General features: G+C 70.2%; 12 protein-coding genes. 6 read left to right on the forward strand and 6 right to left on the reverse strand.

Annotation, left to right across the window (positions count from 1 at the left end; all coding sequences use genetic code 11):
* Positions 1-71 precede the first annotated feature (71 nt).
* Positions 72-275, forward strand: a complete 204-nt coding sequence (locus tag ABD663_RS15425; RefSeq protein ID WP_344740103.1) for a cold-shock protein — start codon at positions 72-74, stop codon at positions 273-275.
* Between the two features lie 167 nt (positions 276-442).
* Entirely contained in the window at positions 443-2,062 is a 1,620-nt protein-coding gene (gene groL, locus ABD663_RS15430) for a chaperonin GroEL (RefSeq protein ID WP_344740105.1), read from the forward strand.
* Positions 2,063-2,141: 79 nt separating this feature from the next.
* On the opposite strand, the gene ABD663_RS15435 is transcribed toward groL, so the two are convergent.
* The 3 genes from ABD663_RS15435 to ABD663_RS15445 form a co-directional block, all read right to left on the reverse strand.
* Complete coding sequence (locus tag ABD663_RS15435) at positions 2,142-2,429, reverse strand: WXG100 family type VII secretion target (protein WP_344740109.1); 288 nt, start codon at positions 2,427-2,429, stop codon at positions 2,142-2,144.
* 121 nt (positions 2,430-2,550) lie between these two features.
* Positions 2,551-4,284: a sensor histidine kinase gene (locus ABD663_RS15440; protein ID WP_344740274.1), complete on the reverse strand. Its 1,734-nt coding sequence runs from the start codon at positions 4,282-4,284 to the stop codon at positions 2,551-2,553.
* Positions 4,285-4,311: 27 nt separating this feature from the next.
* The gene (locus tag ABD663_RS15445; RefSeq protein WP_344740111.1) at positions 4,312-5,004 is read right to left on the reverse strand and encodes a response regulator transcription factor; all 693 of its coding nucleotides are present in this window, start codon (positions 5,002-5,004) and stop codon (positions 4,312-4,314) included.
* A 186-nt stretch (positions 5,005-5,190) separates the two neighbouring features.
* Here ABD663_RS15445 and ABD663_RS15450 point away from each other — a divergent pair, with 186 nt between their 5' ends.
* Entirely contained in the window at positions 5,191-8,904 is a 3,714-nt protein-coding gene (locus ABD663_RS15450; protein WP_344740113.1) for a DUF3376 domain-containing protein, read from the forward strand.
* A 20-nt stretch (positions 8,905-8,924) separates the two neighbouring features.
* On the opposite strand, the gene ABD663_RS15455 is transcribed toward ABD663_RS15450, so the two are convergent.
* The gene (locus ABD663_RS15455) at positions 8,925-10,568 is read right to left on the reverse strand and encodes a DNA repair helicase XPB (protein ID WP_344740115.1); all 1,644 of its coding nucleotides are present in this window, start codon (positions 10,566-10,568) and stop codon (positions 8,925-8,927) included.
* 75 nt (positions 10,569-10,643) lie between these two features.
* On the opposite strand from ABD663_RS15455, the gene ABD663_RS15460 reads away from it, so the two are divergent.
* Positions 10,644-10,949 (forward strand): DivIVA domain-containing protein, encoded by a 306-nt coding sequence (locus ABD663_RS15460; protein WP_344740117.1) that lies wholly within the window; start codon positions 10,644-10,646, stop codon positions 10,947-10,949.
* Here the strand turns inward: ABD663_RS15460 and ABD663_RS15465 are convergent.
* Both ABD663_RS15465 and ABD663_RS15470 read right to left on the reverse strand, forming a co-directional pair.
* Positions 10,946-12,664 (reverse strand): helicase-associated domain-containing protein, encoded by a 1,719-nt coding sequence (locus ABD663_RS15465; RefSeq protein ID WP_344740119.1) that lies wholly within the window; start codon positions 12,662-12,664, stop codon positions 10,946-10,948. The two genes, ABD663_RS15460 and ABD663_RS15465, sit on opposite strands and share 4 nt — an antisense overlap.
* A complete protein-coding gene (locus ABD663_RS15470) occupies positions 12,665-12,931 on the reverse strand; it encodes a multidrug ABC transporter ATPase (protein ID WP_344740121.1) in 267 nt (88 codons plus the stop codon).
* Positions 12,932-13,039: 108 nt separating this feature from the next.
* On the opposite strand from ABD663_RS15470, the gene ABD663_RS15475 reads away from it, so the two are divergent.
* Both ABD663_RS15475 and ABD663_RS15480 read left to right on the forward strand, forming a co-directional pair.
* Positions 13,040-13,423 (forward strand): cold-shock protein, encoded by a 384-nt coding sequence (locus ABD663_RS15475; RefSeq protein ID WP_344740123.1) that lies wholly within the window; start codon positions 13,040-13,042, stop codon positions 13,421-13,423.
* Positions 13,407-14,066 (forward strand): DUF3027 domain-containing protein, encoded by a 660-nt coding sequence (locus tag ABD663_RS15480; protein WP_344740126.1) that lies wholly within the window; start codon positions 13,407-13,409, stop codon positions 14,064-14,066. The genes ABD663_RS15475 and ABD663_RS15480 overlap by 17 nt, the downstream gene beginning before the upstream one ends.
* Position 14,067 lies beyond the last annotated feature (1 nt).

Raw genomic sequence — 14,067 nt, forward strand, 5'->3', positions numbered from 1 at the left:
TCTGATCGCCGCCTCGTCGGTGCGTGCACGCTCCCTAGCATGGGCCTGTCCCACAGCTACAGGAGATTCGCATGACCCAGGGCACCGTCAAGTGGTTCAACGCCGAGAAGGGGTACGGCTTCATCACGGTGGGGGATGGGCAGGACGTGTTCGTGCACTATTCCAACATCGACATGACCGGGTTCCGGGTTCTCGAAGAGGGCCAGACCGTCGAGTTCACGGTCGGCAGCGGGCAGAAGGGCCCGCAGGCCGAGTCGGTGCGCATCGTCGCCTGACGCCGTCGCAGTCGTGAGCGGGATGCCGGGTGGCATCCCGTTTCGGCATGCGACCGTATCCGCGGCCGCGGCTTGCACTCGATAGGGGCGAGTGCCAGAATGATTTAGCACTCTCGTTTGTTGAGTGCTAAATCCGAAAGCCCCCGTCCGGGAGGGACGACACACTTATGGCAAAGATCATCGCTTTCGACGAGGAGGCCCGCCGCGGCCTCGAGCGTGGCCTCAACACGCTGGCCGACGCCGTCAAGGTGACCCTCGGCCCGCGCGGTCGAAACGTCGTGCTCGAGAAGAAGTGGGGCGCCCCCACGATCACGAACGACGGCGTCTCGATCGCCAAGGAGATCGAGCTGGACGACCCCTACGAGAAGATCGGCGCCGAGCTGGTCAAGGAGGTCGCCAAGAAGACCGACGACGTCGCCGGTGACGGCACCACCACCGCGACCGTGCTCGCCCAGGCGCTCGTGCGCGAAGGCCTGCGCAACGTCGCGGCCGGCGCTGACCCGATCAGCCTCAAGCGCGGCATCGAGAAGGCCGTCGCGGCGCTCACCGAGTCGCTGCTGGACTCGGCCAAGGAGGTCGAGTCGAAGGAGCAGATCGCTGCGACCGCTTCGATTTCGGCGGCCGACAACGAGATCGGCGAGCTCATCGCCGAGGCGATCGACAAGGTCGGCAAGGAGGGCGTGGTCACCGTCGAGGAGTCGCAGACCTTCGGCACCGAGCTCGAGCTCACCGAGGGCATGCGGTTCGACAAGGGCTACATCAACCCCTACTTCGTCACCGACCCCGAGCGTCAGGAAGCGGTCTTCGAGGACCCCTACATCCTGATCGCCAACCAGAAGATCTCGAACATCAAGGATCTTCTCCCCGTCGTCGACAAGGTGATCCAGGAGGGCAAGGAGCTCCTGATCATCGCCGAGGACGTCGAGGGTGAGGCTCTGGCCACCCTGGTGCTCAACAAGATCCGCGGCATCTTCAAGTCGGCCGCTGTCAAGGCGCCCGGCTTCGGAGACCGCCGCAAGGCCCAGCTGCAGGACATCGCGATCCTCACGGGCGGCCAGGTCATCACCGAAGAGGTGGGCCTCAAGCTCGAGAACACCACGATCGACCTGCTCGGTCGCGCCCGCAAGGTGATCATCACCAAGGACGAGACCACCATCGTCGAGGGTGCCGGTGACGCGTCGCTGATCGAGGGTCGCGTGACCCAGATCCGTCGTGAGATCGACAACACCGACAGCGACTACGACCGCGAGAAGCTCCAGGAGCGCCTCGCCAAGCTCGCCGGCGGCGTCGCCGTCATCAAGGCGGGTGCGGCGACCGAGGTCGAGCTCAAGGAGCGCAAGCACCGCATCGAGGACGCCGTCCGCAACGCGAAGGCGGCCGTCGAGGAGGGCATCGTCCCCGGCGGTGGCGTCGCGCTCATCCAGGCCGGCCGCACCGCCTTCGAGGGTCTGACCCTCACGGGCGACGAGGCCACCGGTGCGAACATCGTCAAGGTCGCTATCGAGGCCCCGCTCAAGCAGATCGCGCTGAACGCCGGTCTCGAGCCCGGCGTGGTCGCCAACAAGGTCGCCGACCTTCCGGCCGGCCACGGCCTGAACGCGGCCACCGGCGAGTACGGTGACCTGTTCGCGCAGGGCATCATCGACCCGGCGAAGGTCACCCGCTCGGCGCTGCAGAACGCCGCCTCGATCGCGGGTCTGTTCCTCACGACCGAGGCTGTTGTCGCCGACAAGCCCGAGAAGGTTCCGGCCGCTCCGGCCGACCCGACCGGCGGCATGGACTTCTGACGCGAGAGCGGATCTACGTCCGAACCAACGATGAAGGGCCCCTCCCTGAAGGAGGGGCCCTTCATCGTTCCTCAGAGGATCAGCGGAACAGACTCGTCGTCGCCGTCTCGGCGTCGGCGTAGTGGCGGGCCGCGGACGACAGTGCGGCGTTGATGCCGGCCAGCGAGTCCTCGACCTGCCGCTGGGTGGCCCGCCACTGGTCGATCACCGACTGGAAGGCGATCGACGCCGATCCCGTCCAGGTGCCCTGCAGGTTGGTCAGTTGCACCAGCATCGCGTTCGTCTCGGCCTGCACGCGGTCGATGGTGCCGCGGATCGCGACGGTGGAGGCGGCGACGGCGTCGCTGTCCACAGAGAAAACGGCCATGGGGCTCCTTTCGATCCAGCCGGGGAGGCTGCATCCCCGAACCTAGGTCGGATGCGTCGGTCGCCGTCGGCTCGGCGCGCGCATGTGGAGAGCGTGCGGCGCCGCGGCGCCTGGGGAGGAGTCAGTGCTCTTCGTCGAGGACGATCTTGTCGATGGGCTGGGTGCGGATGGACAACTGCTCCTGGCGCGATCGCACCTGCGCGAGCGGGATCGAGATGCGGAACGTCGCCCCGCCGCCGGGGGTGTCGGTGACCGCGACCGCGCCGTGCAGCGCTTCGACGATCGATGCGACGATCGACAGCCCGAGTCCGGTGCCGCCCGTCTCGCGGGTACGCGAGGAGTCGGCGCGCCAGAACCGCTGGAAGATCTTGTCCTTGATCTGATCGGGGATGCCCTCGCCGTGGTCGATGACCTCGATCCACCCCATCGCCGACGTGGGATCGACGCCGACGCGCAATTCGATCGGCGAGTCCTCGGGGGAGAACCGACGCGCGTTGCCCAGCAGATTGGCGACCACCTGCCGGATGCGGTTCTCGTCGCCCAGGACGATGGGCTCGGTCGGCGTCTCGACGTCGTGCTCCTCGTCGACGGCGCCGGCGGGCGGCGTGACGTCGGAGGCGACGGGAGCCGGGCGGGGGCGACGCCGCAGGCGCGACAGCGTGGCTCCGGCACGGGCGATCGCCGACGTCGTCGGTGGTCGGGGCACGGGCTCGGTGTCGTGCGTCGTGTCGTCTTCGGGCGGATCGGGCTCGCGGGCGGTCGTGTCGATCACGGTGACCGAGCGGTGCGGCGAGGGGGCGCGCATGTCGAGCGCGGCATCCCGGGCGATCGGTCGCAGATCGACCGGGGCGAAGGCGACGTCACGGCGTTCGTCGAGGCGCGCGAGCGCGAGCAGGTCCTCCACGAGGACGCCCATCCGCACCGCTTCCTTCTCGATGCGCTCCATGGCCTGTGCGACGTCGTCTTCGCCTGCGATCGCGCCCATCCGATACAGCTCGGCATAGCCGCGCACGGTCACCAGCGGCGTGCGCAGCTCGTGGCTCGCGTCGCCGATGAACCGGCGCATCTGGCGTACGGTGGCGTCGCGCTGCGAGATCGCGGCGTCCACGCGCCCGAGCATGGTGTTGATCGCCGTCTTGAGACGGCCCACTTCGGTGGTGGGCTCGATGTCGGTCATGCGTTGGCTGAAATCGCCTCCCGCGATGGCCATGGCCGTGGTCTCGACCTGGCCCAGGCTGCGGAACGCCAGCGTCACCAGCCATCGGGTGAGGAGGGCTCCGGCCACGATGGTGATGACCGCGATGATGCTGTAGATGCCGAGGTAGGTCGCGATCGTGCGGTTGACCGATGCCAGCGGCACGGCGACCACCTGGGTGTAGAGGTTGCTCGTGCGCGCCAGCTCCTGAACGGTGGCGGCGGCGCGATACTCGGTCTCGCCGTCGACCGACGAGAGGCTGAACGGGCTGCCGAGGGTGATCGCCTTGTCGAGGGGAATGCGGTCGGGGAAGTCGGGCTCGGGGCCGCCACGGCCGCCGTCGACGGCGATCAGGTCGCCGTCGACGCCTTCGTAGATGGCGACGAAGTAGTCGGTCGGGGGAGGTTTGGCCGTGGGCACCGCGATGAGCATGCCGTCTTCGACCGTGAGATCGAGCAAGGGGGCGACGACGTCGGATGTCGCCAACTGCTCCACTTGGCTGTCGACGTTCGCGGCGAGTGCATTGCGCAGGAACGCGGTCGTGCCGATGCCGGCAGCGAGCAGTCCGACCGCCAGGACCGCCACCGACACGCCGGTCACCTTGGCGCGCAGGCTGATGCTGCGCCACCAGCCGGTCACCGCATCGGTCTTGCGCGCCAGAGCCACCCCTTCGGTCGGTCCGCGAATCTACGCGGACTTGCCGGCTTTGAGCATGTAGCCGAAGCCCCGCTTGGTCTGGATCAGCGGTTCGGACGAGTGCGGGTCGATCTTGCGGCGCAGATACGAGATATAGCTCTCGACGATGCCGGCGTCGCCGTTGAAGTCGTATTCCCACACGTGGTCGAGGATCTGCGCCTTCGACAGCACCCGGTTCGGGTTCAGCATGAGGTAGCGCAGCAGCTTGAACTCGGTGGGGCTGAGGTCGATCGAGACGTCGCCGACGAGGACGTCGTGCGTGTCCTGATCCATGCTGAGCTCGCCGGCTCGGATCACCGACTCCTCGTCGACGTGCATGGTGCGGCGCAGGATCGCCTGGATGCGCGCGACGATCTCGTCGAGTGAGAAGGGCTTGGTGACGTAATCGTCGCCGCCGGCGTTGAGCCCGGTGATCTTGTCCTCGGTCTCGTCCTTGGCGGTGAGGAACAGGATGGGCGCGGTGTATCCGGCGCCGCGCAGACGTTTGGTGACGCTGAAGCCGTTCATGTCCGGAAGCATCACGTCGAGCACGATGAGGTCGGGTTCCTCTTCGAGGACGGCCGAGATCGTCTGCGCGCCGTTGGAGACGGCCTTGACCTGATAGCCCGCGAATCGCAGGCTCGTGATCAGCAGGTCGCGGATGTTCGGCTCGTCGTCGACGACGAGGATGCGCGGTGCGGTCATGGGGCCATTATTGCGTCGACGGCCTGTCAATGCGCGCAAAGCGCGCCCGCAGGCGCGTCGATGCGCCTGCGCGCGGGTCGCCCGGCGGTCGATCGAAACCCCGGGAGCCGATGCGGTTCGGGCCGACCGCGCGCTAGCGTGGCCGCAGACGCGCAGGGCGCTGAATCGAATGCCGGGGGTGGGTCCGTGTCGTTCCAGACGGGTGACGAACGCCGGCCGCGTCGCGTCGACGACGCGGTGCCCGAGCCGATGGTGCTCCCCGATCGGCCGCGCATGGACATCGGCGCCGAACCGCCACCGGAGGAGTTCGTCGCGTACATGCCGATCGAGCACGGCATCGCGAAGGATGTGCCGCCGATCGATCGCGCGGTCGTCGCGCTGGGTCCGTCGCGCCGGCTCGCGGACTTGGAGGACGAGGGGTGGCGGCCTGCGCACCGCCGCGCGCTGAGGCTCGCCCTCGCGATGCGCGGCGGCGTGAGCCTCGCCGTATGGATCGGCGGCGCCGTCGCCGAGATCGATGTGCTGCGCAGCATCCGGATCATGCGCGATCCGCAGGGTGACGAGGTCGTCGTCGTGCTGCGGTGCGACGACGAGCCGCTGACACCCGGACTGACCGCACGCGTCGAGACGTACGCTCAGCTGCTCGCCGGCCGCGGGGCCGACCGCGTCGATGTCGACATCCTCGCCGGGGCGAGCGCCGGCGGGCTCAACTCGGTGATCTACGCGGCCGCGCAGCGAGCCGGTCGCCCCATCGACGACCTCAAGGACACGTGGCGCGACGTCGGCGGCCTCGCCGAGCTGATGCATCCGCCGGGGTTCGCGCGCGTCACATCGCTGCTGCGCGGCGACGGCTACTTCTGGCCGAGCGTGCGTGATGCCCTGGTGCGACTGCACACGGCCGAGCGGTTCCATCCCGATCTCGTCCCTCGTCACATCTCGGTCGACTTGTCGGCGACGCTCATCGACAGCGAGGATGCGCTCGACCCCGACACCCGCGAGGGGCGGGGCGACTTCCACTTCGCGAGCCTCGACGACGGCGGACAGGTCGCTTCCGATGGTGACGCCGAGCCGCACGGCGACGCGCTCGCGGCCGTGACCGCATCGGCCGCCGTCGGCAACCGCATCCCCTCCCGCGATCCCGACAGCACGACGCCGAGCGCGCACACCCTCGACGACCTCGACCGTCTCGCCTATGCGGCCCGAACGACGTCGTCGTTCCCTGGCGCGTTCGAGCCGGCGACGATCTACTCGTCGGTCGGCGGTGCCGAGCTCGCCGCGACACCTCGCCCGAACATGCGGTTCGCGTTCGGGGCGCACCGTGAGACCGACGACACGCCGTATCGGGTCATCGACGGGGGTGTCTTCGACAACATCCCCATCACCCGTGCCCTGGGAGCGGTGAAGACGCGCGCATCGACGACGGCGAGCGAGCGGATGCTGCTGTACCTCGACCCGTCGCCCGCTCTGGACCCGGGTGTCGGCGTCGTGTACGAGGAGGGGAGGGCTCGGCTGTCGAACGCGGTGCTGGGCGCCGTGTCGCGGCGTTTCCGGCACGAGACGGAGGGCGGCGAGCTCGAGGAGCTCGATCGGTTCGTGCAGGACGTCGGATTGGCGACCGGTCGGTGGGAGTCGTTCGCGACGCTCTCGCGGGCGCCGTGGGATGCCGCCGCGCGAGCCGAACGCATCTCGGCGTACACCCGCTATCGCTACTCCAGCGACGTCAATCTGCTGGTGGAGACCCTGTCGTTCCCCGCTCGCGCGCAGCTGGGCTGGGAGTCGGCGTCGCGGGGTGCATGGCGCGGGATCGAGCGGGATGCCGCCGACGCACTGCGCGGGCAGGCGCTGTTCGCCTACAACCGGCGCAGCTGGGGGGTCGCCGCAGAGGGCTCGTCGTCGGTCGTCCGGGGTCCGCAGGGTCTGCTGGACGCGGCGCAGTGCGTCCTGTCGGCGGTGCAGTGGCTCGAACAGGCGACCCACTACGCCGAAGAGCCGAAATGGAGTCAGGACCAGCAGCGGGATCAACAGGCGGCGCGTGCGCTCGCCTACGGCGTCATCGGCGTGGCCACCGGCATGCGCGATGAGGCGCTGGCGCGGGTGCTCGACGCGGTGGCGGCATCCGGCTCGAGCAGGGACTCGGCGGGCCTGGCGGATCTCGTGGTCGACACGTGGCTGGAACCGCTCGACGACACCAGCCTGATCGACCGGGCCTGGGTGCGGCTGGACCGCGCATGGCGTTCGCTCGCTCCGTCGTATGCGCGCATGCGCACGCAGGTGGAGACCACCGACCCGGCGCTCATCGCGGACGCGGAGCAGCGGTGGTCCGAGCGCGCGGGGTCCGGCAGCGATCCCGGACTCCTCGCCGTCCTCTGGCGCGAGTGCCCCTGGCGCGGCCTGGTCGAAGCCGACCTCGGTCCGGAGGATGCCGTCGGAGCGGCGGATCTGCCGCCGCTGTTCGCGGCGACCGGCATGCCTCCTGTCGTGACCCACGCGACGTACACCCGGATCGACGGCCATTCCGGGGCCGGCGCGCTCGCCGCCGCGTCCGGCCTCGAAGAGGTCGTCGCGGCGCTGCGCGAGAAGGACCGCACCCGCCGCGTGGCGACCGCGCTCGATGACCCCCATCTCACCCTGCGGCGAGCCCGCGAGCACCTGCACTCGGGTGCGGAGATCGTGCCTGCGCCGGTCAAGCTCGCCGGCACCCGGCTCGCGAATTTCTCAGGTTTCCTGAGTTCCTCGTGGCGCGAGAACGACTGGTGGTGGGGAAGGCTCGACGCCGCGGCGGGTCTGGACCGAGCGCTGGGCGGCGCCTCCGGTGCGCAGGTGCAGTCCGCGATCGTGTCGGACTTGCGGGCGGAGCACGAGGCCGCAGCGGAGACGGGCGCCCCCCGCCTCGACGGCGGGCTCGATGAGATCGGCTCGTTGGATCCCGACTACATCGCGGGTCTGGCCGGCCGTGGGGTGCGCGTGCTGTCGCGTGCGCTGCCGACTCCGGACTCCGCGCTCGGCACGGCCGTCGTGCGCGTCGTCGCCTGGCTGCTGCGCCCCGTGACCGTGCTGGTCCCCGCAGCGGTCGATCCGCCGCGGATCGCCTTCGTGGGCGGGATGCTGCTCATCCTGGCGACCGCGCTGTCGTGGCCGACAGCGGCGTTTCCCACGTCCGGTGCCGTCGTGTGGCCGCACGACGCGGTGATCCTCATCGCGGCGGTGGTCGCCCTCGCCCTCGCCGCGCGCGGCATCTCGTCGGCCACGACGCGATGGCGGCGCGTGATGTCTGCCGATGAGGATCCGCCCGATCTGCGGAGCTGGCGGGCGAGCGCCCTGCGGTCGGCCGGAGTCGTCTTCGCCGGCAGCGCCGTCGCGGTGATCCCGCTCGCCGTCGCGGTGAGGATGGGAGCGTGGCTTCCCGCGGGCGTGTGGGCACTCGCCGTCGTCCTCGGGGGATACCTGGTCGGCCGCGCCGCTCTGCGCGTCGGCGCCGGATCGGGCGGAACACGCGCGGTCCGCTGGGCGCCCACGATCGCCGCCGGTCTGATGCTGCTGGGCGGTGTCGTGGTCGGCATCGCCGGGCTCGCCGGTGCCCCGTGGGCCGCGGTGCCCGCCGCCGGCGGTGTCGGATGGAGTGCGGGGTGGGTCGCCGGCGCCGGTGCCGCGATCGGCGTCGCGCTGCTGTGGGGCTGGCAGCGCGCGTGGTTCACCGTGCTCGCGGCGCTCGCCGCGGTCGGGCTGGGTGCGGCATCCGCGCTGCTGGTCGCATGGCTCGCAGGCCCGCCCGCTCTCGCGTGGATCGCGGGCATCGTCGTGTGGGGCAACGTGCTGTGGCTCGCCCCCGAGACGGGGTGGGGCGCCAAGGCCCTCGACGACACGCCGCGCGTCAGGTCGGCGGGGACGACGCGACCTTGACGCGGACCGGATCAACGCCGCTACGCGGCATTGATCCGGTCCGCGTCAACGATCGTGTAGGCGTAGCCCTGCTCGGCGAGGAAGCGCTGGCGGTTCTGCGCGAAGTCCTGGTCGACGGTGTCGCGCGCGATGAGCGTGTAGAAGCTGGCGGTGCGGCCCGACTCCTTCGGGCGCAGTAGGCGGCCGAGGCGCTGAGCCTCCTCCTGCCGGGATCCGAACGATCCCGACACCTGGATCGCGACGGATGCCTCGGGCAGATCGATCGAGAAGTTCGCCACCTTCGAGACCACGAGCACGGTGATCGATCCCTCACGGAACGCCTGATACAGCTCCTCGCGTTCGTCGACGGGGGTCGCGCCCGTGATCTTCGGGGCGTTCAGCGCCTCGGCGAGCACGTCGATCTGGTCGAGGTACTGCCCGATGATGAGGATGCGCTCGCCCTCGTGGCGATCGACGAGGTCGCGCACCACGCCGATCTTGGCCGGCGCGGTCGCCGCGAGCCGATAGCGCTCGTCGTCGGCGGCCGCCGCGTACTCGAGCCGGTCGCCTGTGGGCAGGTCGATGCGCACCTCGTAGCAGACCGCGGGTGAGATGAAGCCCTGGGCCTCGATCTCCTTCCACGGCGCGTCGAACCGCTTGGGTCCGATCAGGCTGAACACGTCACCTTCTCGGCCGTCCTCGCGTACGAGCGTTGCGGTCAGGCCCAGACGTCGACGCGCCTGCAGATCGGCGGTGAGTTTGAAGACGGGCGCCGGCAGCAGATGCACCTCGTCGTACACGATGAGCCCCCAGTCGAGGGCGTCGAGCAGCGCGAGGTGCGCGTACTGGCCCTTCCGCTTGGCCGTGAGGATCTGGTACGTCGCGATCGTGACCGGCTTGACCTCCTTGGACTGGCCCGAGTACTCACCGATCTCTTCGGCGGTCAGCGACGTGCGCTTGAGCAGCTCGTCGCGCCACTGCCGGGCGCTGACCGTGTTGGTCACGAGGATGAGCGTGGTCGTCTTCGTCTCGGCCATCGCCCCCGCGCCGACGAGGGTCTTGCCGGCGCCGCAGGGGAGAACCACGACCCCCGACCCGCCTTCGGTGAAGGTGTCGACCGCCTGGCGCTGATAGGGGCGCAACCCCCAGCCGTTCTCGGCGAGGTCGATCGGATGCGGGGTGCCCGGCGTGTAGCCGGCGAGGTCTTCGGCCGGCCACCCGATCTTGAGCAGCTCCTGCTTGATCTGGCCACGTGCCCACGCATCGACGACGTACGCGTCGGGGGCGGGGTGGCCGATCAGCAGCGGCTGGATCCGCTTGTTCTTGGTGACCTCGGCGAGCACCGCGGCATCCGTCGACCGCAGCAGCAGCGTGCCCTCGTCGTCGCGCTCGATCACGAGGCGCCCGTAGCGCCCCACGGTCTCGGCGATGTCGATCGACACCGACGGGGGCACGGGGAAGCGGGTCCATCGCTCGAGGGTCGCCAGCATGTCCTCGGCGTCGTGGCCGGCCGCGCGCGCGTTCCACAGGCCGAGTCGGGTGATGCGGTACGTGTGGATGTGTTCGGGCGCGCGCTCGAGTTCGGCGAAGATCGCGAGCTCGTGGCGGGCCGATTCCGCGTCGGGGTGCGCCACTTCCAGCAGCACCGTGCGGTCGCTCTGGACGATGAGGGGGCCGTCAGCCATAACGGGCAAGTCTACCGCCGACCCCGCTGTGGACGGGCGGCAGAGCCTGCGCACCGGCTCGGATAGTCTCATGCGGTGCGCAGTGGTGACATCCGTCTCAAGCAGTTCGGCGAAGGCCCGACCGGCTTGTTCCGTTTCTTCTCCGAGAGGTTCCAAGCCGACGAGGTCGACGAGTTCCTCGAGCAGTGCGCGCGATCTCTCGAAGCGGGCGAGCGCGGCTTCGCGAACGCGCCGCTGCGCGGCGACGACATCGTCGTCAAGCAGTTCCGCTACACGCGCGTCGGCCGCGGGTACGACCCCGACGAGGTCGACGACTACCTCGACGAGATCGTGGTCGCGCTGCGCGAGTACGAGATGCCGACCGAAGCCGCCGAGGCCTAGGCCGACTGAACGCGGATGATGCTGCTGACCGGCAGCGTCCGCTCGATGTCGGCGCCGCGGTCGCGGCCGCGCAGGCGGCCCCCGCCGAGCCCCGACGCCTCGAGGGTGAACGAGCGCTCCGTGCCGTCAGGCATCCGCACGACCACGATGATCACCGCCTTCGCACGCACCGCCTGATCGAGCTCGCGCTCGAGCCAGGCATCCTCTCCGTCGACGCCGTGGCCGGCGCGCCATGCCGCGATGAGGGCGCCGTATGCGCCGGGCGAGTCGGTGGCGGGGTCATCGGCATCGGCGACGCGGCGATGCAGCGCCTCGGGCTCGCCGGCGCCGTTGTGGGCGACGACGGGGTAGCGCGCGTCGGCCAGACTCCAGTACACGGCATCGCGGGCGACGCGAGTCGTCAGCACATCGCCGTCGACGAGCAGCCCGAGCGCGCGCAGCGCCTGATCGACCTCGATGGCGCGCAGCAGGTCACGGTCGGAGCTGGACACACGGGTGCGGCCGGTGGCCGCATCCGTCGTCACCTCGACCAGACCGTGTCGCGCCGCCGTCGTCTGGATGAGGTAGTCGAGAGGCTGGGGGATGCCGGTCAGCGAGAGACGGCCGAGGAAGGCGCGGATCGATTCCGCCGTCTCGCCCTCGGTGACCCCCGAAGCCAGCGAGTCGGCCGTGAATCGGTAGGTGGATGCCTGGGCGCGGGATTCGCGCCGTGCGATCCGGCGAAGCCGCAGGTCGAGCGCGGGGGCGAGCGGGCCGGGTGCGATCGCGCTGAGGTCGGCCTGCAGGTAGAGCCGGTCGATCTCGGCGGGGAGCATCCGCGACAGGGATGCGGTGTCTGCGTCGGAGCCGAGACGCAACGGCGTCGCCCATTCGGGCTCTTCGTCGTCGGTGTCGCCCGACAGCCCCCAGCGGTGCGCGAGACGCTGCAGTGCCTCAGCCGTGTCCGGCCACGCCGGATCGAGCGGGTACGCGGCGCGCCACAGAGCGATCGCCAGGTACCCGCCGTCGGGCGTGCGCAGACCGGCGGGGAGGACCGAGCGGATGCCGCAGACCACCACCGCCCACCGATCGGGCGTGGACAGCTCGAGCCAGTCGTCGGCAGCGGGGGTGACGAGCCACTCATGTGCCCCGGCGCGGGCGAGACCGGCGGCGAGGGCGGCGGCGAGCTGGTCGTCCAGCTCATCACCGTCGGCGACGGCTCCGCCCTCGATGAGGCGCTTGCGGTCCGCCGCCGAGACCGATCCGACACCGGTGCGCGCGAGGGGTGCGGCGAGAGTCTCGAGCAGCACATCGGTGAGCGAACCGGATGCCGCGAACACCCGCTCTGCGGCCGCGGCGGCGGCCTTCGGGTCTGCGGTGCGCGGGGCGGTCGACGTGTCGACCCGCTCGAACGCCTGCGGGTCGGCCCCGCGCAGTGCGTCGACGACAGCGCTCACGGCGGTGTACGGGGTGCCGTCGTCGCGGACGAGCGCGCTTGCGCGCAGCCGATCGACGGTGCGGGCATCGCCGCCGCCGAGGAGGGCCGCCAGCTCGGTCCGGGAGCGGCGGCGCAGCGCCCGTTCGATCGATGTCGGGTCGAGCAGACCTTCCGCCGCGTCGAAGAAGTCCTGCCAGGGCACCGTGCGCGCCACGGACCGGGCGCTCAGGGTCGCCGCGAGCGCGTCGTCGTCGCGAGCGGCAAGCCACGACGCGAGGACGCGTTCGTCGGAGATCACTCAGTCGCCTCGGTTGGCCCGAGACCTGCGCACGAAGCTCATCACGAGCACCGTCAGAAGCAACGCGAAGGCGAGGATCGGCGCGATGTAGATGGTGACGCCGACGGCGGGCCACAGGCCCGCGGACATGTCGGCGCCTGCCGAGGACGCGATCATGATCGCGAAGAAGGACACCACCGACAGCACCAGCAGACCCAGTGACATGAACGCCAGGATGCGATCGATCCGGCGAATCGGAACGTCGGTGCCATCGGACGGAGTGCTCATCCGCACCAGCCTAACCGGTGCCCGTGGTGCCGTAGGCTGGAGGGTGGGGTCCACGGACCCCGTTCTTTCGCTCCCGCCCGATCGGGCATGGTTTTCAGTGAGGTTCGGATGCCCACCGGCAAGGTCAGATTCTTCGATGAGGAGAAGGGCTTCGGGTTCATCTCGGGCGAAGACGGCCAGGACGTCTTCCTGCATGCGAGTGCCCTGCCCGCAGGCGCGGCCGCGCCCAAGGCCGGCACGCGCGTCGAGTTCGGCATCGCCGACGGTCGGCGCGGTCCGCAGGCCCTCTCGGTACGCGTGCTCGATGCCCCCGTCAGCATGGCGAAGCGCTCGCGCAAGCCCACCGATGACATGGCGGTGATCATCAACGACCTGGTGAATCTGCTCGACGGCGTCGGAAACGGCTTGCGCAACGGCCGCTACCCCAGCGGGCGTGAGGGCAAGACGATCGCCGCGCTGCTGCGCAAGGTGGCCGATGACCTCGACGTCTGAGCCCGTCGACGCTGCGCCCGAGTCCGCCGGTGCCGCCGTCGAGGTCGATCCGGCGCTGCTGGAAGCGCACGACCTGGCCCTCGCCGCGCTGAAGGAGATCACGCCCGATGAGACGATCGGCGTGGCTGCCGGATACCGCGCCGAGGCGGAGGGTGTCGTTTCGCTGCGCTTCGAGAACCGGCTGGGCGGCTACCCGGGCTGGTATTGGACGGTGAGTGTCGCGCGGGTCGAAGACGCCGAGCCGACCGTGCTCGAGGCCGAGCTGCTGCCCGGTGACGGTGCGCTGCTCGCCCCCGACTGGGTGCCGTGGGCCGAACGGCTCGCCGAGTATCAGGCCGCTCAGGCGGCGGCGGCCGAAGCCGCCGCGGCCGAGCAGACCGAGGGCGACTCGGACGACGGGGCGGACGAGTTCGACGACGTCAACGACCTGGATGCCTCGGACTTCGACGCAGACGGATCGCCGATCCTGCACGCGGGCGACGTCGACGGCGTCGACATCGACGAGCTGGACGAGGACGCTGACGATTCGGACGAGGACGACTCCGACGAGGACGAATCCGACGAGGACGAATCCGACGAGGACGACTCGGACGAGGACGAGGACGCCGACGACTCCGACGAGGACGACTCCGACGAGGACTGAG

The sequence above is a fragment of the Microbacterium awajiense genome (assembly GCF_039536545.1).
GTDB lineage: Bacteria > Actinomycetota > Actinomycetes > Actinomycetales > Microbacteriaceae > Microbacterium > Microbacterium awajiense.